This is a genomic window from Micromonospora sp. CPCC 205546 (genome assembly GCF_036902715.1).
Taxonomy (GTDB): Bacteria; Actinomycetota; Actinomycetes; order Mycobacteriales; family Micromonosporaceae; genus Micromonospora.
On sequence record NZ_JBAKHL010000007.1, the window covers coordinates 145,884 to 166,954 of the forward strand.

Here is a 21,071-nt window from a genome sequence, read left to right on the forward strand (position 1 = left end):
GCACCGGATCGGAGCACGGCTGCGCCGGTCGGCCCTGCCGCTGCTGATGGCGTTCCTGGTCACCGGGTGCCGCCCGGAGGTGGCCCTGAGCGCGCACGACGAGCGGCTCCAGGTCGTCACGACCACCGGAATCCTGCGGGACCTGGTGGGCCGCGTCGGTGGCGACCGGGTGGCCGTCAGCTCGCTCGTGCCCGACGGGGCGGACCCGCACAGCTACGAGCCGTCGTTGCGCGACGTCCGCGACGTCGTCTACGCCGACGTCGCCTTCAGCAACTACCTGCTCCTGGAGGAGCAGGCCGTCATCAAGTCGCTCGACGCGAACCTGCGCGACGGCGTACCGAACATCTCGCTGGCCGAGGGGGCGGTGAAGTACGCGGCGGAGATCATCCCGCTGGTCGAGGACGTGTCGCTGGACACGATCTGGCTGGGCATGCGGGTACGCGGCACCGGCGCGGCGCAGGGCGCGAACCGCGCCTCCGACGTGCTGCTCAGCGCCACCGCCGCGAACGGACCGGGCAGTGTGCTCGCGTACCTGACCGAGTCGTTCGGCAACCCGGTCTTCCATGTCGACTCTACCGACGGGTTCGACCCCGCCGACGGCTTCCGGGACGACACGGCCACCCTGCCCCCGGACGCGCACACGCACATGAGCTGGGCGTTCACCAGACCGGGGATCTACCGGCTGACCATGCGGGCGCGGCTGGCCGTCACCCCGGACACCGCACCGGTCCCCGTCGGCGAGCAGGTGTTCACCTTCGCCGTCGGCGTGGACCCGCACACGGTGCCGGGCATGGCGGGCGCGACCGTGCTGAACTCCGGGCACGCCGACCTCACCGTCGACCTCGACGCCGGGCGGCTCTACCTGTTCGCCGACCCGCAGGGCGGCGGTGAGGCGGACCAGCGGGTCCACGACCCCGCGCGCACGGTCGTCGAGGTGCCGAACAAGGCACTGCGGGAGGTGCCCGCCGACCGGCGGTTCCGGTTCCTCGGACGGCCGGGCACCCACGTCCACCAGCTCCCGCAGGCCGTCCTCGGCAAGCACGTGCACGGCGAGATCGACCCGCACCTGTGGCAGAACGTCCGCAACGCGATGTCCTACGTGGAGCTCATCCGCGACACCCTCATCGCAGCCGACCCCCGAGGCGCCACCACCTACCGCGCGAACGCCTCGACCTACCTGGGCGAACTGGAGAAACTCGACACCTACGTGCGGCAGACCCTCGCGCAGATCCCACCGGCCCGCCGCCACCTCGTCAGCACCCACGACGCGTTCGGCTACCTCGGGCAGGCGTACGGAATCCGGATCTCCGGCTTCGTCACCCCCAACCCCGCCACCGAGCCGAGCCTCGCCGACCGCCGCCGGCTCACCGAGACGATCCGCAACCTGGAGATACCCGCCGTGTTCCTGGAACCGAACCTGGCGGCCCGCGCCAGCACCCTGACCGAGGTGGCCCGGGAGGAGGGCATCCGGGTGTGCCCGATCTACGGCGACACCTTCGACCACGACGTCACCACCTACCTGGACATGATGCGGTTCAACGCCGAGTCGCTGCGCGACTGCCTCACCGGGGCCGAGCACGGGAGGAACCAGTGACGGCAGTACGGGCGCGACGCCACACCCGCAGGACGACCACCATCGGGCGGTGCGTGCTCGCCACACTGATCGTGCTGGCCACGGCACAGACCCCCGCGCGGGCCGAGGAACCGACGCCCGGTCTCGACCAGTCGATAGCGGTCGACCAGCCCCTCGCCACCGAACGGGCGGAACTCGCCGCCGGGCACGTCGACATCGGCCCCCGCTACGTCGACGACCGGTGGGCCCTGCTCATCCACGACGGCACGCGGGCGCAACCGGTGTGGCGCGACCCCGACGCGACCCTGCTGCGGGTGTCCGACGCCGCGCTGCAGAGCGTCCCGGACGACCCGGCGTACGCGTTCCTCGGCGTGCGGGCGGGCAAGCGGGTGTACGTGGTGCCGCAGACGCAGAACCGGGACGTCGTCTGGCTCGGCTGGAACACCCAGGACCCCCGGGTGATGCGGACCATCGACCGGGGCGTCACGCTGACCCTGCTCGGCGTACGCGGCCCGGGAACCCTGACGTCGTACCTGCAGTCGGGGAACCTCGCGCCACCACAGGCGCTGTGGCGCTCCACCGGGTCGAAGGCCAAGTCGTTCTGGGCGGAGGTGAACACCCACACCCACGCCAACTGGGTCTTCACCGAACCCGGCGTCTACCTGGTCGCCGTACAGGTGTCGGCCGACCTGGTCGACGGCGAGACCGTGTCGGCGACGCGCACGCTGCGCTTCGCGGTGGGGGACCGGACGAGCGCCGCCGAGGCGTTCGCCGCCACGGCCGACATCCCCGCGCCAGCCTCGCCGGCCTCCGGCGAGGACCGGACCGACGCCGGCGGGCCGGCCGACGGACCCCGGACGCCGCTGCTCACGGCGCTGGCGGGTGCGGCGGTCCTGCTCACCGTCGGTCTGCTCGTGCTGCTGCTGCGCGGGCGCGGCGCGAAACGGCGGGCCGAACGCGAACGCGCCACGTCACCGTCGGAGGGGCGACCGTGAGGATGCTCGAAGTGGACCACCTCGACGTGGACCTCGGCGGCCGGCCGGTGCTGCGCGACATCCGGCTGCACCTGGACCGGGGCGAGCTGGTGGGCCTGCTCGGTCCCAACGGCGCCGGGAAGACCACCCTGCTGCGCGCCATCCTGGCGCTGATCCGCACCCGCGGTGGTCGCGTGCTGGTGCAGGGCAGAGCCTCGCGCCCCGGCGGCTCGGGAATCGGCTACGTGCCCCAGCGCCACGAGTTCAGCTGGGACTTCCCGATCTCCGTCGAACAGGCCGTGATGAGCGGCCGCACCGGCCGGCTCGGCCTGCTGCGCCGTCCCGGCGTGGCCGACTGGCGGGCGGTCGGCGACGCGCTGGAGCGGGTCCAGCTCACCGGGTTGCGTCGCCGGCCGGCCGGGGAGCTGTCCGGTGGGCAACGCCAACGCGTCCTGGTCGCGCGGGCCCTCGCGCTCGCGCCGAGCATCCTGCTGCTCGACGAGCCGTTCACCGGACTGGACATGCCCACCCAGGAACTGCTGGGCGAGCTGTTCACCAGCCTGGCCCGGGAGGGCCGCGCGGTCCTGATGACGACCCACGACCTGGTCGCCGCGGTCGACTCCTGCACCCGCCTGGTGCTGCTCAACGGCCGGATCGTCGCCGACGGGCCGCCGGCGGAGCTGCAGGACGTCGAGGTGTGGACCAGGACGTTCGGGGTGAGCGCCACGTCCCCGCTGCTGAAGCTCGTGAGGGCCGCCTGATGTCGATCACCGATTTCGTCACCGACCTGCTCAACCCCGACCTCGCGTTCCTTCCCAAGGCGCTGGCGATCGCGGTCATGTCCAGCATCGTCTGCGGTGTCGTCGGCTGCTACGTGGTCCTGCGGGGCATGGCCTTCATCGGCGACGCCGTGGCCCACGCGGTCTTCCCGGGCGTCGCGGTCGCCTTCGTCCTGCAGGGCAGTCTGGTGCTCGGCGGCGCCGTCGCCGGCGTCGCCACCGCCCTGCTGATCGCGATCTTCGCGCAGAACCGGCGCGTCAAGGAGGACTCGCTGATCGGCGTCTTCCTGGTCGCCGCGTTCGCCCTCGGCATCGTGATCATCTCGCAGGCGCCCGGCTACGCCGGATCGCTGCAACAGTTCCTGTTCGGCTCGATCACCGGCATCCCGGACCGGGACCTCTACCTGGTCGGGGGCACCGGCCTGGTCATCCTCGGGCTGGTGCTGGCGCTGCACAAGGAGTTCGTCGCCGTGTGCCTGGACCGGGAGATGTCCCGCGCGACGGGGCTGCCCGTCTTCTGGCTCGACATCGTGCTCTACGTCCTGGTGACCCTGGCCGTGGTGATCTCGCTGCAGACCATCGGCAACATCCTCGTCCTGGCCCTGCTGATCACCCCCGCCGCGGCCGCCCGCCTGCTCACCGACCGGCTCGGCGTGATGATGCTGCTCGCGCCGGTGATCGGTGGAGGTTCGGCGACCGTGGGGCTCTACCTGTCCTGGAGCTACGACACACCGGTCGGCGGCACCGTCGTCCTGGTCGCCACCGCCGTCTTCCTCGTGGCCTGGCTGCTCGCCCCGCGACACGGCCTGCTGACCAGACGCTGGCGGGGTCCGGGCGGGCAGGGGTCCGTCGCCGCCACCCGCGGACCGGAGCCACCGAGGCGATCCCGCCCCTGAACCGTGACCGTCCCCGCGGCGGCACCTGTGCGCCCTGGCACTAGTCTCCTGAAACCATGCGGACCCGCCTCGGGAACTTCCTGGTCGTCCTGATGACCTTCGTGCTCATCGTGCCGGCCGCTCTGGCTATCTGTGCCGCGATCGTCGGCGGTGTCCAGCACGACCTGTATCCGGTCACCGCCGGCATCGGCGCCATCGGCGTGGTGTTCATCATGACGGTGGTCGCGGGCAGCGGTCGTCTCTGGCCGGCGTTGTTGACCACGCCATGCGGATACCTCGCCGCCTGGGGCCTGGCCTCGGCGGTCGCCGCCGTGGATCGGAACGAGAGCGCACCTGTCGTGATCGGGGCTGTGGCGGGAGTCGCCGGTCTCGTCCTCGGCCCACTGTCGTCGTTGCTCATCCCACCGCACAGCCCGCGCCGGACGGTCCTCGACATCTTCGACGTCGTCTGAGCCCTGACAGCCGCACCGGTACGTGACCCACGGGAGCACGGTCCGTTCCGAGTGGACACGCGTCGAGCCTCTGGTCGGCGCTGACCGCGTCCTGGCGGACGAGTCGTGACGGACTTCGACACACGCCCTAGCATCACCGCGTGCGTGTGAAGCCACTTGTCGCCCTGCTCGCCCTGACCGTCGCCGGGACGGGCCTGCCCGCCTGCGGGAGATCCGCCCCCGATGGCGGCACCCCGCCGGCCCCCGTGGTCGCCCCGGCGCCGTCCGGCGGGGTCGCGGCGACCAGCCCCACAGGCGCCCCGGCGGCCCGTTCCGGCCTCGGTGGGCCCGCCGCGGGTGCGAGCCCCAGGCCCTCGGCGAAGGCCGGGGCGCTGAGGGCCGGCAACCCGGGAGGCGGTGCGGACGTGCCGGCCGAGGCGCGGGCCGTCGACACGTCGAAGCCGACCCGGACGATCGGCAGTGGCACCGCCGCCAGCTGCACCTCGGCCGCGGTGGTGAAGGCGGTCGCGGCCGGCGGCGTGATCACCTTCGACTGCGGGCCGGACCCGGTGACGATCAGGATGACGGCCACCGCCAAGGTCCGCAACGCCAACGGGCCGAGGGTGGTGCTGGACGGCGGGGGCAAGGTCACCCTCAGCGGCCAGGGGAGGCGGCGGATCCTCTACATGAACACCTGCGACGGCGCGCAGGGTTGGACCACCTCGCACTGCCAGAACCAGGACCACCCGCAGCTCACCGTGCAGAACCTGACCTTCGCCGACGGCAACTCCACCGGCGAGCGGGCCGAGGGCGGTGGTGGTGGGGCGATCTTCGTGCGGGGCGGCCGGTTCAAGGTGGTCAACTCACGCTTCGTCCGCAACCGCTGCGACCGGACCGGTCCCGACCTGGGCGGCGCGGCCGTCCGGGTGCTCAGCCAGTACGGGAACAAGCCGGTGTACGTCGTGGGCAGCACGTTCGACGGCGGCGTCTGTGCCAACGGCGGCGCGCTGAGCAGCATCGGAGTCAGCTGGGTGGTGCTGAACAGTCTCCTGAGCGACAACCGGGCAGTCGGCACCGGGGCCAACCCGGCCAGGGCCGGCACGCCGGGTGGCGGCAGCGGCGGGGCCATCTACTGCGACGGCGACGGGTTCACCGTCCGCATCGCCGGCACCGTCATCGAAGGCAACAAGGCGAACGAGGGCGGCGGTGCCGTCTTCTTCGTCAGCAACGACCGCACCGGCACCATGCGGATCGAGAACTCCACCCTGCGCCGCAACCCGAGCGACGGCTTCGAGACGCGCGGCTATCCCGGCATCTTCTTCCTCGGCGCCCGCAACCCGACGCTGACCGGCTCCACGCTCAGCTGACCCCCGCACCCCGCTGTCTCGGCCCTGTCCGGGGGCCTCGAGGAGTTCGCGGAGGCGACCTGTCGAACCTGACGCGCCCGGGTCAGCGGTGGAGCAGGGCGCAGGTCAGCAGCGCGCACCCCAGCCAGCCGCTGAACGCCGCCAGGGTGCCCGTGGCGACAGCCGAGGCGACCCGGTCGACGAGGAGCCGGTGCACCAGCAGCGAGATGACGAGACTGCCCGTGAGGGGCAGTGCGCAGAGCCGGAGCAGGTCCCACACGCCCGGACCGTCGTAGCAGGCCAGGGTCTTCTCCGTGCACAGCCTCGCCGGGCCGGGCGCGTGCGAGCCCAGGCCCAGGAACTCCGGACCGAGGATCCACGTCGCCGCCGCGACCGGCGTGAGCACGGCGAACGCGTACCAGCCGGCCAGCACGGCGAGGCCGCGCCGGGCCATCGTCCACCGCATCCCGGGACGGTAGCAACCGGCAGTCGGTTGTGGGGGGCGGTGCGCCCGTACGCGGGTGGGCCCGATCCCGGTGCGTCCGGCACCGGGAGCGCCCGGGAGCTGGCGGGTCGCCGGGGCGGCGCCGGGGTCGCCGCCGCCCCGGCCGGTTCAGGCGACGGTGCAGGTGGCGCCGTTGAGGGTGAACGAGGAGGGCCGCCCCGTGTCGCCGGTGTGGGTGGCCTGGAAGCCCACGCTGACCGACGCGCCGGGCGCGAGGGTGGCGTTGTAGGAGACGTTGCGGGCGGTGACCGCGCCGCTGGCCGGGGCGTACGTGGCGTTCCAGCCGCTGGTGATGCTCTGGCCGGCGGGCAGGGTGAAGGCCAGCGACCAGCCGTTCACCGTCGCGGTGCCGGTGTTGGTGACGGTGACCGAGGCCGTCAGTCTGGCGTTCCAGGCGTTGACGGTGTAGCCCACCCGGCAGCCGCCCGGCAGGGGCGGGGGAGTGCTGGGCGGGGGAGTGCCGGGCGGCGGGGTGGTCGGCGGCGGCGTCGTGGGGGGCGGGGTGGTGGGGGGCGCGGTGGTGTCGAGTCCGAAGAAGCGGATCGCCTGCGCCGCGTCGACCGGCAGGTTGTGCGACACGCCCTGCATGCTGATCGCCTCGACCGGCGCCCGATCGCCGCTGGCGCCGTAGCGGGTGCGGGTGTAGCCGGCCTGCGGGCTGTCGGTGTACGTCGGCGTCTGGCTCAGCCCGTGCACGTCGGTCCACTGCTTGATCTGCTCGCCGAAGTTCGGGTAGCGCAGCACCTCGTCGTTCGTCCCGTGCCACGTCTGCATCCGCGGCCGGCGCCCGGTGTATCCCGGGTAGGCGTTGCGGACCAGGTCGCCCCACTGCTGCGGAGTCCGGATGACCTGGCCGTTGGCGCACTCGCTGTTCCACTCCGAGCCGTTCGTGGTGGCGAAGCAGCCGAAGGGGACCCCGGAGAAGGCGGCCCCGGCGCTGAAGACGTCGGGATAGAGGCCGAGCAGGACGTTGGTCATCATCGCGCCGGACGAGATGCCGGTGGCGAAGATCCGGTCGGGGTCGACGGCGTAGCGCTGCCGGACGTGCTCGACCATCGACCTGATGCCCACCGGGTCGCTGCCGCCGTCGCGGCGCAGCGCCTGCGGGGATGAGACGTCGAAGCACTGGCTGCTGCGGGTCACCGACGGGTAGACGACGATGTAGCCGTACCGGTCGGCCAGGGCCGCGTACCGGGTGTTGGCGTACATCGCGGGGCCGGTGCCGGTGCAGTAGTGCACCGCGACCAGCAGCCCGGGCCGGGGCGCGACGTAGTCCGGCACGTACAGGTACATGCGCAGATTGCTCGGGTTGGGGCCGAAGTTCGTCACCTCGGTCAGGGCCGCGGCGGACGCCGGCGGGGCGACCGCCACCGCCGCCAGCGCGGTCAGCGTGGCGGCTGCCAGGGCGGCGCCCAGCAGTCGGAGTCTGGCTCTCATGGGCTGTTCCTTTCCGGAACGGCGGACAGGGCGGGGTTCGATCGAGGGCTGCCCGGCTGCCCGATCACGTCCGGCTCAAGGGCATCGACAAGTATCTATTGCGGTGGCGGGTCTCGCAAGCGCCGGTCGCGTGCCGGCCGCGCCGCCGCTCGCGCCGTCACGGTGTCAGGCGCTTCTCGAACCAGTGGTGGGCGTAGGGCTCGGCGTTGTACGCCTCGATCTCCCGGTAGCCGGTCGCCCGGTACATCGCGATCGCCTCCGTCAGGTTGCGGTTGGTGTCCAGTCGCACGGCGCTCCAGCCCCGCTCGGCGGCGTACCGTTCCAGCTCGCCGAGCATCCGGCGCCCGAGCCCGAGCCCGCGTACGGAGTCGGCCACCCAGACCCGCTTGATCTCGGCGGGCGCGCCGCGGTGCAGCTTCACCGCGCCGCAGCCGACCGGCTCGGCGTTGAGCGTGGCCAGCAGGAACACCCCCGCCGGTGCGACGAGGTCCTCGTCGCGGACCGGGTTGCTGCGGGCCGGGTCGAAGCCGCCGTCGAAACGTCGCGCCACCTCCCGGGCGTAGGCCCGCACGCACGCGCGGGCCCGGGGGTCGCCGGGCGGGCAGGGCCCGATGAGCACCATCGACGCGACGAGCAGCCGCTCCACCTCGGCCATGGCCGCGACGAGCCGCTCGCGGTGCCGCCCGGTCAGCGGGGCGAGGATCGACCGGGCGAACTCGTCGGAGCGCTCGTCGAGCGCGGTCCACTCGGCGCGGCCGGCCTCGGTGAGCGCGGCGACCCGCACCCGCCCGTCGCCGCCGGCCTGCTCGGGCGGCCCGACGGCGACGAGCCCGTCGCCCTCCAGCGCGCGCAGGAGGCGGCTGAGGTGTCCCGAGTCCAGCCCGAGCCGGGACCGCAGCGCCGCGACCTCGGCGCCGCCGGGGCCGATCTCCCAGAGCAGGCGGGCCTGCGCGAGGGGGCGGGCCCGCGCCATGTACTCGTCGTCGAGCGCGCCCACCCGCTGGGTCACCGTCCGGTTGAACCGCCGTACGGCGGAGATGAGCTCTGCATCCATGAAGCCTGACTTTAGTCAGCGATTTTCGGTCCGCGCCAGGCCGCCCCGGGCCGGGCGGCGGGTGCGGTGGCGTCCCCGCCCGGGCCGCCGGCACGGTGGGCCCGGGGCGGCGCGCTGGGTGCCGTCCCGGGGCCGTCCGGTCACCGACGTTCAGGAGGCGGTGCAGGAGCGCACCTCGGGGCGTGTCCAGGTGCCGTTGGCCATCGTGGTGAACCCGAAGACGTTGCCGCTGCCGTTGGAGCGCATGGTCATGACGTTTCCGCTGCCGTCCCAGCTCGGGGTGCCGTTCCAGGTGGCGGAGACCTTCTGCGGGGGCGTCACCGCGACGACCACGGTCCAGTTGGTGGCGCCGCTGACCGTGACGTCGCTGTTGAACCGGTCGCCCCACCGGGTGCCGTCGCGCAGGGTGGCGGTGCAGCTTCCGCCGCCCGGCGGCGGGGTGGTCGGGCCGGTCGTCGGCGGCGGCGTGGTCGGCGGGGGAGTGCCGTTGTTGAGGGCGGCGAGGACCGCGTCGTACGCGGGCTTGCGGTTGCCGTTGTTGTCGAACAGCAGCGGTGTGTCGGAGGCCCGCCAGGAGTCGCTGTCCCGGATGCCCCAGACCGTGATGCCGGTGCACCGGGGGACCGCGAGGCAGTCGTTGACCACGTTGCGGTACGTGGTGGGCGAGGCCCCGGCGATGTCCAGCTCGGTGATCTGCACGTCGACGCCGAGCGCCGCGAAGCTGGACAGCGTGGTGCGGTAGTTGCCCGGGTAGGGCGAGCCGCTGTTGAAGTGCGACTGGAGGCCCACGCAGTCGATCGGCACGCCGCGCTGCTTGAAGTCGCGGACCATCGCGTAGACGGCCTGGGTCTTGGCGTGCGACCAGTCGTCGGTGTTGTAGTCGTTGTAGCAGAGCTTCGCGCCGGGGTCGGCGGCCCGGGCGGCCCGGAACGCCGCCTCGATCCAGTCGTTGCCGGTGCGCTGGAGGTTCGAGTCGCGCCGGGCGCCGCTGCCGCCGTCGGCGAACGCCTCGTTCACCACGTCCCAGGCCACCACCTGACCGCGGAAGTGGGTGGCCACCTGCGTGACGTGGTGGAGCATCGCCTGGCGCAGCGCGCTGCCGCTCATGTTCTGCATCCAGCCGGGCTGCTGCGAGTGCCAGGCCAGGGTGTGGCCCCGTACGCTCATGCCCCGGCTGCGGGCGTGGCTGACGATCCGGTCGGCGTTGGCGAAGGTGAACTGCCCCTGCTGCGGCTCGGTGGCGTCGATCTTCATCTCGTTCTCGGGCGTCACCGAGTTGAACTCGCGGTTGAGGATCGTGACGTAGGTGTTGTCGCTGAGCTTGTTGGCGGCGACGGCGGCGCCGAAGTAGCGGCCGCGCTCCGCCGCCGACGCGCCCAGGGTGGTCCCGGCGTTCGCCGCGCCGGGCAGGACCGTGGCGCCGGTCGCCGCGAGTAGTCCCACGGCGGCGACGGCGAGGGCCGCGCGTGTGCGCGAGCGCGATCTCGGCCGGGTGTCCCGGTGGCACCTCTCGATCATTCCTGCTCCTTCCGGGGGCCGTTCCGCTCCGTCAGGGGCGGACCGGTGTGGTGGGGGTGTGCCGGATGAGGGCCGCGCGGCGGGCCGCGCCGCAGGGCCACGGTCCCGTTGTCATCGACCCTGATGGATGTGGAGTATGGCAGCGCCACGCATCCACGAGCAAGAATTTCCGGAAAACTAACGATAGCCAAGGAGCCTCCTGTCTCGGCGGTATGGGACCAGAGACCAGGTCAGCCAGCCTTGCAACGGAACGACGGACACCCGTACTGATCTCTGTGGGATCAGTGCGAGTGTCCGTCGACCGGATTTTTCGGCTTGCTTCCGTAACGATCGGGGGAGTTGTCGGGCGTGCTCGCCCGGTGCTCAGGCGTCGCGCCTGGCCAGGCCGCCCATCTTCACCGCCGTGAACACCGCCGCCGCCAGCGCGACGTCGGAGAGCAGCATCAGACCGATCGCGTACGACCCCTGCACCCCGTAGACCCAGCCCATCACCAGCGGCGGGACGAACCCGCCGAGCCCACCGGCGGCGCCGACCAGCCCCGTGACCGCGCCCACCTGGTCGGCGGGGGCGACCCTGCCGACGAGGGCGAAGACGGCCCCGCTGGACGCGCCGAGCAGCACCGCCATCCCGAGCAGCGCGATGGTCGCCACGGGCAGCAGGGCGGGCTCGAACGCCTGCACCACCGCGAAGGCGGCCACCCCGGCGAAGCACCACACCAGCACGGGCACCGGATGCAGCCGGTCGGAGAGCCAGCCGCCCAGCGGGCGGGCGAGGACGGCGAGGACCACGAACCCGGCGGTACGCAACGCGCCGTCGGCGGCGTCCAGGCCGTACGCCGTGCTCAGGTACGCGGGCAGGTACACGCTGAAGGCCACGAACCCGCCGAAGCCGACCGCGTACAGGAAACACAGCTGCCAGGTCACGGTCAGCCGGCCCACCTTGGCGAGACGTGCCCACGCCGACCCGGCCGGCCGGACGCGGTTCGGTGCGTCGCGCAGCAGCAGGAACGACAGCACCGCGTAACCGGCGAGGATCGCGGCCACCAGCAGGAACGGCGCCCGCGAGCCGTAGGCGTCGGCGAGCCGGACGGTGGTGAAGTTGGCGATCGCCGTGCCGCCCATGCCGACGCCGAACACGCCGATCGCGAAGCCGCGCCGCGCGGGCGGATACCAGCCGGAGACCAGCGGCACGCCGACGGCGAAGGCGGTGCCCCCGATGCCGAGGAAGAAGCCGGTCACGATCAGCGCCGGGTAGGAGGAGACCACGCTCAGGGTCAGCACCGGCACGATCGTGGCGAGCGTGACCAGCGGGAAGACGACCCGGGCGCCGTAGCGGTCGGTGAGGGCGCCGACCGGGATGCGGCCCAGCGACCCGACCACCACCGGTACGGCCACCAGCAGGGACTGCGCGGCGAAGCTGAGATCGAGGCGCTCCTTGATCCCCGGGCCCAGCGGCCCCAGCAGCGCCCAGCCCCAGAAGTTCACCAGGAAGCCGAGGGTGGCCAGGACGAGCTGGGTCGTGGCGCCGGACCTGCCGGCCGCCGGTACGCCGGCAGTGCCGGGTGGGGCCGTCCCCGCTGCCTGGGCGGGCTGCGTCGACTCTCCGTCGCGGGCGATGCTCATGACTGCTCTCCGTCGAATCGTCCTGGGGTGGCCGTCAGCGGCCCGAGCGGCTGCGGCCCTCACGCGAGGGAGGCAGCTTCGGCGGGCCCTCCCAGCCGGGACGGCCGGGCCGCAGTCCGGGCCGGTCGTCCCGGCTGCGGTACACGACGTACGGGCGGGTGGCGTAGCCGACCGGCGCGCTGAACGCGTGCACCAGCCGGGTGAACGGCCAGAACGCGAAGAGGGCGAACGCCGCCAGGATGTGGATCTGGAAGGCCACCGGCACGCCGGCCATGATCTCCGGGTCCGGGCTGAGGTAGAACAGCGACCGGAACCACGGGGAGATCGTCTCCCGGTAGTTGTAGCCGGGCCCCGACACGTTGGCGCGCACGGTGGCCCAGAGGCCGAGCACGATCACACCGGCGAGCACCACGTACATGGCCTTGTCGTTGCGGGTGGTGGCGGCGAAGACCGGGCCGGTGAGGCGCCGACGGGCGATGAGGATGCCCAGGCCGATCAGGGTGCAGAAGCCGGCCACCGTGCCGATGAACACGGCCATCAGGTGGTAGCCGTGCTCGGTGATCCCGACCGCCTCCGTCCACGCCTCGGGGACCAGCAGGCCGCCCACGTGCCCGATCAGGACCATGAGCACCCCGAAGTGGAACAGCGGGCTGCCCCACCGCAGGATCGTGCTCTCGTAGAGCTGCGAGGAGCGGGTGGTCCAGCCGAACTTGTCGTACCGGTGGCGCCAGATCAGCCCGCCCACCAGGACCACCAGGGACAGGTACGGGTACACCACCCACAGCAACGTGTTCATCGCTCTCGTCCTCCGTTCGCGACTGCGGTACTCCGCTGCGCTGCGTTCCTCGCGTTCCTCGCGCTCACCGGCGACCGCCCAGGGCGGTGGTGTCGACGAGCCCGAACGGCTCCAGGCCGACCTGCTCCACCGGCGGGCCGGTGCGGGCCAGCCGGGCGGCCGCGGCGAGATCCGCCGGCCCGGCGGGCGGCAGCATCTCCCGGACGGCCACGACCGCCTGCCGGTACGCCGACCGCTCCCGCCCCAGCGCCTCCACCAGCAGGTCGAGGCCGACCCGGTTCTCCCGCAGCAGAGCCCACCCGCCGTCGTCGAAGGCGGACAGGTCGAGCACCGCGGGCAGGAAGTCGGGCAACTCTCCGTCGACCACCTCCAGGCCCGCCCGCTTGTACGCGGTGGTGAAGCCGATGAGGGCCTCGCCCCGCTTGCGGGTGTCCCCGCACGTGTAGTACGTCAGGTGCAGGCAGCAGCGGCGGCGGAAGTCGAACAGCTCGACGTACGTCGACCGGAGCTGGCCGGGATCGGTGCCCTCGCGGTACGCGACGACCTCGCGCAGCGGCCCGGCGACCGCCGTCGGCAACTCGTCGAGAGCGGCGCGCAGCACCGGCAGCGCCGCCATGACCTCCCCGTCGGGATAGCGCAGCAGCAGCGACGCGGCCCGCGCCGCCACCGCCCGCCAGGTGGGTGCGCTCATCGTTCGTCCCCGTCCTTCCCGCCGTCGCCGGAGCGGGGCGGGAAGAGCCCTCTCGGGGTGCCCTTGCCGTCCCAGTTGAGCAGGTTCACCCGGCGCGGCTCGTCGCCGGGATCGGTGAAACCGTCCGCGGTCTGCCGGTTGCGCAGCATGTGGAACGTCTCCACCTGCACCGGCACCGGCGTGCCCGACGACTCCCCGAAGGGACCCTGTCCGTACGGGCCGCCGCCGCCCATGCCCGGGCCGCCCTCGTAGTCGAGGCTGCACTCGGTGGCGACCTTCTCCAGCCGGTGCGCGTCCTCGGCGTGCGCCGCCGGGATGACGTAGCGCTGCTCGTACTTGGCGATGGCCAGCAGCCGGTACATCTCGTCCATCTCCTCGCCGGTCATGCCCACGGCGGCGGCGATGGACTCGTCGGGCTCCTCGCCGAGGTTGATCCGGCGCTGGTACGACCGCATGGCCGCGAGCCGGTTCAGCACGTCGCGCACCGGGGCGGGATCGCCGGCGCTGAAGAGCTCGGCGAGGTACTCCACGGGGATGCGCAGCGCGTCGATCGCGCCGAAGAGGTTGCCCGCGTCCTCCGCGTCGTGGCCGGTGTCGCGCAGCACGTCGGCGACCGGCGACAGCGGCGGGATGTACCAGACCATCGGCATGGTCCGGTACTCCGGGTGCAGCGGCAGCGCCACCTCGTACTTCATGATGAGGTCCCAGATCGGCGAGCGCCGCGCGGCGTCGATCCAGTCGTCGGGGATGCCGGCGGCCCGCGCGGCCTCGACCACGGCCGGGTCGTGCGGGTCGAGGAAGACCGAACGCTGCGCGGCGTACAGGTCGTCCTCGTCCTTGACGGCCGCCGCCTCGGTGACCCGGTCGGCGTCGTAGAGCATCAGCCCCAGGTAGCGCAGCCGGCCCACGCAGGTCTCCGAGCAGATCGTCGGCTGGCCGATCTCGATGCGCGGGAAGCAGAACGTGCACTTCTCGGCCTTGCCGGTGCGGTGGTTGAAGTAGATCTTCTTGTACGGGCAGCCCGTCACGCACATCCGCCACCCACGGCACCGGTCCTGGTCGACCAGCACGATGCCGTCCTCGGCCCGCTTGTAGATCGCCCCCGACGGGCAGGACGCCGCGCAGGACGGGTTGAGGCAGTGCTCGCAGATGCGCGGCAGGAAGAACATGAACGTCTTCTCGAACTCCTGCTTGACCTGGTCGGAGATCTTCGCCAGCACCGGGTCGCCGGCGGCGATCTCGTTGCCGCCGGCGAGCGAGTCGTCCCAGTTGGCGCTCCAGGTGATCTTCGTGTCCTTGCCGGTGAGCAGGGACTTCGGCCGGGCGACGGGCGTGTCGTCGCCCGCCGGCGCGGTCAGCAGGTGCTCGTAGTCGTACGTCCACGGCTCGTAGTAGTCCTGCATCGACGGCAACTTCGGGTTGGCGAAGATGCCGAACATCTTCTTCAACCGGCCGCCGGAGCGGGGCTTCAGCTTCCCCGAGCGGGTCCGCACCCAGCCGCCCTGCCACCGCTGCTGGTCCTCGTAGGTGCGCGGATAACCCTGACCGGGCCGCGTCTCCACGTTGTTGAACCAGACGTACTCGACCCCGGACCGGTTGGTCCACGCCTGCTTGCACGTCACCGAGCAGGTGTGGCAGCCGATGCACTTGTCGAGGTTCATCACCATCGCCATCTGGGCCATCACGCGCATCAGTACTGCACCTCCTGCGAACGGCGGCGGATCACGGTGACCTCGTCGCGTTGGTTGCCGGTGGGCCCGAGATAGTTGAACGCGAACGACAACTGGGCGTACCCGCCGATGAGGTGGGTCGGTTTGACCAGCAACCGGGTCAGCGAGTTGTGGATGCCGCCGCGCCGGCCGTTGACCTCGGCCTTCGGCACGTCGATCACCCGCTCCTGGGCGTGGTACATGTAGACCGTCCCCTCGGGCATCTTGTGGGTGACCACCGCCCGGCAGACCACGACGCCGTTGCGGTTGACCGCCTCGATCCACTCGTTGTCCCGTACGCCGATCTTCGCGGCGTCGACCTCGCTCATCCACATCGTCGGCCCGCCCCGCGACAGCGTCAGCATCAGCAGGTTGTCCTGGTACTCCGAGTGGATCGACCACTTCGAGTGCGGCGTGAGGTACCGGACCGTGATCTCCAGCTCGCCGTTGCGGCCGAGCCTCGGCTCGCCGAAGAGCCGGTGCATGTCCAGCGGCGGGCGGAAGATCGGCAGCGCCTCGCCGGCCTCGTGCATCCAGTCGTGGTCGAGGAAGAAGTGCTGCCGGCCGGTGAGCGTGTGCCACGGCTTGAGCCGCTCGGTGTTGATGGTGAACGGCGAGTAGCGGCGACCGCCGTGCTCGCTGCCCGACCACTCCGGGCTCGTGATCACCGGCACCGGGCGGGACTGGGTGTCGGCGAAGGTGATCTGCTTGCCCTCGTGCTCGGCGGCCAGGTCCGCCAGGCGTACGCCCGTGCGCTTCTCCACGTCCCGGAAGCCGGCGGTGGCGACGCGGCCGTTGGTGGTGCCGGAGAGGGCGAGGATCGCCTCGCAGGCGTGCACGTCCGTCGCCAGCGACGGCCGCCCGTCGGCCACCCCGCCGCGTATCTCGCCGTTCTTGCGCCGCAGGTACGCCACCTCCGGCGTGACGTCGACCGCCACGCCCTTGCCGGAGGTGCCGAGGGTGTCCATCAGCGGGCCCAGCGCGGCCAGCTTGTCGGCGACCGCCCCGTAGTCGCGCTCCACCACCAGCAGCTTCGGCATCGTCCGGCCGGGCACCGGGGTCTCGCCTTCGGCCGCCCAGTCGCGCACCCGGCCGTGCGGGGTCGCCATCGCGTCGGGGGTGTCGTGCAGCAGCGGCGCCGCGACGAGATCCTTGCGTACGCCGAGGTGCCGCTCCGCCAGCGTCGAGAAGGCGCGGGCGATGCCGTGGAAGGCGTCGAAGTCGGTGCGGGTCTGCCACGGCGGGTTGATCGCCGGGGTGAACGCGTGCACGAACGGATGCATGTCGGTGCTGCTCAGGTCGTGCTTCTCGTACCAGGTCGCGGCCGGCAGCACGACGTCGGAGAAGAGCGTCGTGGAGGTCATCCGGAAGTCCAGCGACAGCAGCAGGTCGAGCTTGCCCTCCGGCGCCTCCTCCCGCCACGTCACGTCCTTCGGCCGCAGCTCCGGCGGGGCCTCGTCGGCGCGCAGGTTGGCGTCGGTGCCCAGCAGGTGCCGCAGGAAGTACTCGTTGCCCTTCGCCGACGAGCCGAGCAGGTTGGCCCGCCAGACGGTCAGCACCCGCGGCCAGTTCTCCGGCGCGTCCGGGTCGGTGCAGGCGAAGCGCAACCGTCCCTCGCCGAGCTGCTCGGCCACCCAGCCGCCCGGGTCGTCGGGGCGGGCGGACAGGGCCTCGTCGGCCAGGTCGAGCGGGCTGCGGTCGAACGTCGGCATCGACGGCATCCAGCCCGAGCGCGCCGACTGGGCCAGGAGGTCCATGGTGTGCTTGCCGGCGAAGGCGCCCGTGCCGACCGGCGAGGAGACCACGTCGGCGGAGTACGTGTCGTAGCGCCACTGGTCGGTGTGCACGTACCAGAAGGCCGTGCCGATCATCTGCCGCGGCGGGCGGACCCAGTCCAGGCCGAACGCCAGCTGAGCCCAGCCGGTCGCCGGGCGGCACTTCTCCTGCCCCACGTAGTGCGCCCAGCCGCCGCCGTTGACCCCCTGACAGCCGGTGAGGGTCACCAGCGCCAGGATCGCCCGGTAGGTGGCGTCGGAGTGGAACCAGTGGTTGGTACCGGCGCCCAGCAGGATCATCGACCGGCCGCCGGAGCGCTCCGCGTTGTCGGCGAACTCCCGCGCGACCCGGGCCACCTGCGCCGCCGGCACCCCCGTGATCGGCTCCTGCCACGCCGGGGTGTACGGCGTGGCGACGTCGTCGTAGCCCGCCGGCCACTGCCCGGGCAGCCCGTCGCGGCCCACCCCGTACTGGGCCAGCAGCAGGTCGAACACGCTGGTCACCAGCTGGCCGTCCACCGTCCGGGTCGGTACGCCGCGGCGCAGCACCTGCGGGGTGTCGGTGTCGAAGCGGGGCAGCTCCACCTCGACCGCCTCGCCGGCGCCGAGGCAGGTCAGCGCCGGCTCGAGGTCGCCCAGGTCGAGGTTCCACTGGCCGTCCTGCTCGCCCCAGCGGTGCCCGAGGCTGCCGCGCGGCACGGCGGGCGCGTCGGTGACCGAGTCCCACAGCACGGTCTTGAAGGCCGCCTCCTTCCCGCTCTCGCCCAGGTCCTCGGCGGTGAGGAACTTGCCCGGCCGGTACGCGCCGTCGGCCCCCGGCTCCAGCGTCACCAGGAACGGCAGGTCGGTGAAGCGGCGGACGTAGTCGACGAAGCGCGGGGTGCGCCGGTCGACGAAGAACTCCTTGAGCACGACGTGCCCCATCGCCATCGCCAGGGCGCCGTCGGTGCCCGGCTGGGCGGGCATCCACTCGTCGGCGAACTTGACGTTGTCGGCGAAGTCGGGGCTGACCACCACGACCTTCTGGCCCCGGTAGCGCGCCTCGGCCATCCAGTGCGCGTCGGGCGTGCGGGTCACCGGGACGTTGGAGCCCCACATGACGAAGTAGGAGGCGTCCCACCAGTCACCGGACTCGGGCACGTCGGTCTGGTCGCCGAACACCTGCGGCGAGGCCACCGGCAGGTCGGCGTACCAGTCGTAGAAGGACAGCATCGACCCGCCGATCAGCGACACGAACCGGGCGCCGACCGCGTGCGATACCATCGACATCGCCGGGATCGGGGAGAAGCCGGCGACCCGGTCGGGGCCGTGCTCGGCGATCGTGTGCACGTGGGCGGCGGCGACGATCTCCTGCGCCTCGTCCCAGCTGATCCGCACCAGGCCGCCCTTGCCGCGCGCCTTCTGGTAGCGGCGGCGGCGCTCCGGATCGGCCTGGATGTCCGCCCACGCGGCGACCGGGTCACCCAGGCGGGCCTTGGCCTCGCGGTACATCTGGACCAGCACACCCCGGGCGTACGGGTACCGCACCCGGGTGGGGGAGTAGGTGTACCAGGAGAAGGCGGCACCGCGGGGACAGCCGCGCGGCTCGTACTCCGGCCGGTCGGGTCCGACGCTCGGGTAGTCGGTCTGCTGCTGCTCCCAGGTGATGATGCCGTCCTTGACGTACACCTTCCAGGAGCAGGAGCCGGTGCAGTTGACCCCGTGCGTGGAGCGCACCACCTTGTCGTAGGACCAGCGGTCCCGGTAGAAGGCGTCCGCCTCGCGTCCGCCGATCTGGTGCAGCGTCCGGCCGTCGGCGGACACCTCCGCCCGGCGTACCAGGCCGCCCACGGCCAGCAGCGCCCGCCCGGCCCCCTCGGTCGCTCGTGACATAACCTCATCCCTCCGGTAGATCACCGTGAGTCCCACATTTGCGGTAAATGTGCCGAAGCACAACCGGAGGCGGGAACCCCGCGCCTATCGTCACCAACCGCCACGCCGGGCAACCGGGCCGAAGGTCCCGAGATCATCAGGTCTTCCGGCGGCCGGTCCCGGCCCAGGCCGGGCGGCATCGTCCGCCGCCTGACCGGCGACGGGCGACGTATCGACGTCGAGCCGCGTGCCCTACCGGGCGGCACCGGCAGCCGGGGTGATCCGGTCCCAGGCCGGGATGGGCAGTGCGATCACCGCGGCGGGGAAGAGCCCGTGCTCCTCGTTGTCGATGTGCCGGTGGAGCCGTTCCAGGGCGGCCAGCACCGCCGGCCAGTCGGGCGTCGTGCGGTCGACGGCACCGAGCACGCCGTGGATGTCCTCGTGCTCGGCGCAGAGCTTCTCCACGGCGTCGGCCAGGCTGCCCTCCTCGCGCAGCTCGACGAAGAGACCCTCCTCCTCGGTGGCGGTGTGCGGACCCAGCAGGGCCAGCAGCGCGTCGAGGGCCGCCGGCGCGTCCGCGCCGCCGGCCCGCACCGCGTCCCGGAGCCGGCCGGCGGCGTTCGCGATCGCCTCGTGCTCGGCGGAGAGCCGGCCGATCAGGGGGAACTCCCGGCAGCCGCAGTAGTTGCACATGCTGATCATCTCCAGGTCACGGTGGCGTCCGATCCATCCTCGGCGCGGCCCCGGCCCGGCGGGCAGGGCCGATCGACCCTGCCCGCCGGGGGCGACGGACCCGCCTGCCGGCGCGGCTGCCGCGCACGCCCCCAGCGCTCCCACCCGCCGCGCACGTCTCGGCGGCCGCCCGCCGCGCGACGCCGTGGTCGATCGACAGGGCGCCCGGCTATGGTGGTGGCATGCAGGATCGGCACGGCCTCCGCCGCGCCGGCAGGCGGGTGTCGCTGCCGGCGCTGCTGATGCTGACCGTGCTGCTCATGGTGCTCGCCGCGGCCCGGTCCGTCGGGCTGTGCATCGTGTTCCGGTGCGCGCGGCGGGCCGTCCCCGGCTGCGTGCCCGCGTGGTCGGCCGACCGTGCTCCGCCCGGGCTGACGTTCGCCGTCTGAAGCCCGTCCGCCTTCCCGCGTCCCACGACGCGGGCCTGTGGCTTGGAGCACCATGCCGACCCCGCATCACGATCGATCCATCCTGTCCCGGTCCGCCGGCGACGGACCCCGACCCGAGGCGTACGCCGCAACCGGCACCCCGTCGAGGGGGTGGTGACCGTGCTGGCCCCCGGCGCGTACGCCCGCCTCGGCCTGCGGCATCCCGTCGCCCTGGACCTGGGCACCTCCACGGTGCGCATCTGGACGCCGACGTCCGGCACGGTCGTCGCCGAGCCCGCCGTCGTCGCGTGGACGCCGGCCGGCGCCCAGGCCGTCGGACGGGCCGCCATCGACCTGCGCGACAGCGGTGACACGAAGCTGCTCTGGCCGGTACGTCACGGCGTGGTGGCCGACTTCTGCGCCTGCGTACACCTCCTGCGGGTGGTGGCCGCGGCGAGCGGACGGCCGGCCGACGACGTCTCCCCGGTCGTGGTCGGCGTGCCGGCCACCGCCACGCTGCGGCAGAAGGACCTCCTCGTCACGGCGGTACGCCACGCGTTCGGCGGGCGGGTCGCCACGGTCGAGGAGCCACTGGCCGCCGCCCTGGCCTGCCGGGCCGACCTCGACGGCGACGACGTGGTCGCCGTCGACATCGGACGGGGCCGCACCGAGATCGCCCACATCTCCGACCGCGCGGTCGAGGCGGCCGAACGCGTCGACGGGTCCGACGCCCTCGACCAGGTGCCGCTGATCGCCGCCGCGGTACGACGCCTGGGCGCCCGGCCGGTGTGGCCGGGGCGACGCCGGCTGCTGATCACCGGCGGCGGCGCGGTGCATCCGGAACTCGGGGCCAGGCTGGCCGCGCTGACCGGTCGGATCGTCACGATGCCCGCCGATCCGCACCTGGCCACGCTCGCCGGCCTGCGCCTGCTGCTCACCGCCTGACCGGTTCCCGGCCGCACGGCACCGCGGGCCGTGCGGCCGGCCACCGCGCCGCCCCACGTGCCGGGGCC

At 72.7% G+C, this 21,071-nt stretch carries 18 protein-coding genes; 8 read left to right on the forward strand and 10 right to left on the reverse strand.

Annotation, left to right across the window (positions count from 1 at the left end):
• Positions 1 to 46 precede the first annotated feature (46 nt).
• The 6 genes from V6U77_RS06415 to V6U77_RS06440 all read left to right on the forward strand — a co-directional run bounded on the left by V6U77_RS06415 (position 47) and on the right by V6U77_RS06440 (position 6,020).
• The gene (locus tag V6U77_RS06415; protein ID WP_334605303.1) at positions 47 to 1,594 is read left to right on the forward strand and encodes an anchored repeat ABC transporter, substrate-binding protein; all 1,548 of its coding nucleotides are present in this window, start codon (positions 47 to 49) and stop codon (positions 1,592 to 1,594) included.
• Entirely contained in the window at positions 1,591 to 2,568 is a 978-nt protein-coding gene (locus tag V6U77_RS06420; protein WP_442934381.1) for a choice-of-anchor M domain-containing protein, read from the forward strand. Before V6U77_RS06415 ends, V6U77_RS06420 begins: the two co-directional genes overlap by 4 nt.
• Positions 2,565 to 3,308: an anchored repeat-type ABC transporter ATP-binding subunit gene (locus V6U77_RS06425; protein WP_334605263.1), complete on the forward strand. Its 744-nt coding sequence runs from the start codon at positions 2,565 to 2,567 to the stop codon at positions 3,306 to 3,308. The genes V6U77_RS06420 and V6U77_RS06425 overlap by 4 nt, the downstream gene beginning before the upstream one ends.
• Positions 3,308 to 4,222 carry an anchored repeat-type ABC transporter permease subunit gene (locus V6U77_RS06430; RefSeq protein WP_334605264.1) on the forward strand — a complete coding sequence of 305 codons (915 nt, stop codon included), beginning with the start codon at positions 3,308 to 3,310 and terminating at the stop codon, positions 4,220 to 4,222. Before V6U77_RS06425 ends, V6U77_RS06430 begins: the two co-directional genes overlap by 1 nt.
• 56 nt (positions 4,223 to 4,278) lie before the next feature.
• Positions 4,279 to 4,674: a hypothetical protein gene (locus tag V6U77_RS06435; RefSeq protein WP_334605265.1), complete on the forward strand. Its 396-nt coding sequence runs from the start codon at positions 4,279 to 4,281 to the stop codon at positions 4,672 to 4,674.
• Between the two features lie 140 nt (positions 4,675 to 4,814).
• Complete coding sequence (locus tag V6U77_RS06440) at positions 4,815 to 6,020, forward strand: hypothetical protein (protein ID WP_334605266.1); 1,206 nt, start codon at positions 4,815 to 4,817, stop codon at positions 6,018 to 6,020.
• A gap of 82 nt (positions 6,021 to 6,102) precedes the next feature.
• On the opposite strand, the gene V6U77_RS06445 is transcribed toward V6U77_RS06440, so the two are convergent.
• From V6U77_RS06445 to V6U77_RS06490, 10 genes are all read right to left on the reverse strand, one after another.
• A complete protein-coding gene (locus V6U77_RS06445; protein WP_334605267.1) occupies positions 6,103 to 6,465 on the reverse strand; it encodes a hypothetical protein in 363 nt (120 codons plus the stop codon).
• A gap of 147 nt (positions 6,466 to 6,612) precedes the next feature.
• Positions 6,613 to 7,941: an extracellular catalytic domain type 1 short-chain-length polyhydroxyalkanoate depolymerase gene (locus V6U77_RS06450; protein ID WP_334605268.1), complete on the reverse strand. Its 1,329-nt coding sequence runs from the start codon at positions 7,939 to 7,941 to the stop codon at positions 6,613 to 6,615.
• 157 nt (positions 7,942 to 8,098) lie between these two features.
• Complete coding sequence (locus V6U77_RS06455; RefSeq protein WP_334605269.1) at positions 8,099 to 8,995, reverse strand: bifunctional helix-turn-helix transcriptional regulator/GNAT family N-acetyltransferase; 897 nt, start codon at positions 8,993 to 8,995, stop codon at positions 8,099 to 8,101.
• A gap of 150 nt (positions 8,996 to 9,145) precedes the next feature.
• Positions 9,146 to 10,513, reverse strand: coding sequence for an endo-1,4-beta-xylanase (locus tag V6U77_RS06460; RefSeq protein ID WP_334605270.1), 1,368 nt, complete (start codon positions 10,511 to 10,513; stop codon positions 9,146 to 9,148).
• Positions 10,514 to 10,876: 363 nt separating this feature from the next.
• Positions 10,877 to 12,136, reverse strand: coding sequence for an MFS transporter (locus tag V6U77_RS06465; RefSeq protein ID WP_334605271.1), 1,260 nt, complete (start codon positions 12,134 to 12,136; stop codon positions 10,877 to 10,879).
• Positions 12,137 to 12,170: 34 nt separating this feature from the next.
• Positions 12,171 to 12,932 carry a respiratory nitrate reductase subunit gamma gene (gene narI / locus V6U77_RS06470; protein WP_334605272.1) on the reverse strand — a complete coding sequence of 254 codons (762 nt, stop codon included), beginning with the start codon at positions 12,930 to 12,932 and terminating at the stop codon, positions 12,171 to 12,173.
• A 64-nt stretch (positions 12,933 to 12,996) separates the two neighbouring features.
• A complete protein-coding gene (gene narJ / locus V6U77_RS06475) occupies positions 12,997 to 13,623 on the reverse strand; it encodes a nitrate reductase molybdenum cofactor assembly chaperone (protein WP_334605273.1) in 627 nt (208 codons plus the stop codon).
• Positions 13,620 to 15,314, reverse strand: a complete 1,695-nt coding sequence (gene narH / locus V6U77_RS06480; protein ID WP_334605274.1) for a nitrate reductase subunit beta — start codon at positions 15,312 to 15,314, stop codon at positions 13,620 to 13,622. The genes narJ and narH overlap by 4 nt, the downstream gene beginning before the upstream one ends.
• Positions 15,314 to 18,979 (reverse strand): nitrate reductase subunit alpha, encoded by a 3,666-nt coding sequence (locus tag V6U77_RS06485; protein ID WP_334605275.1) that lies wholly within the window; start codon positions 18,977 to 18,979, stop codon positions 15,314 to 15,316. The genes narH and V6U77_RS06485 overlap by 1 nt, the downstream gene beginning before the upstream one ends.
• 231 nt (positions 18,980 to 19,210) lie before the next feature.
• A complete protein-coding gene (locus tag V6U77_RS06490; protein WP_334605304.1) occupies positions 19,211 to 19,651 on the reverse strand; it encodes a hemerythrin domain-containing protein in 441 nt (146 codons plus the stop codon).
• A gap of 221 nt (positions 19,652 to 19,872) precedes the next feature.
• Between V6U77_RS06490 and V6U77_RS06495 the strand changes: the two genes are divergently transcribed.
• Positions 19,873 to 20,079, forward strand: a complete 207-nt coding sequence (locus V6U77_RS06495) for a hypothetical protein (protein ID WP_334605276.1) — start codon at positions 19,873 to 19,875, stop codon at positions 20,077 to 20,079.
• A 153-nt stretch (positions 20,080 to 20,232) separates the two neighbouring features.
• A complete protein-coding gene (locus V6U77_RS06500; RefSeq protein ID WP_334605277.1) occupies positions 20,233 to 21,003 on the forward strand; it encodes a rod shape-determining protein in 771 nt (256 codons plus the stop codon).
• Positions 21,004 to 21,071: the final 68 nt, after the last annotated feature.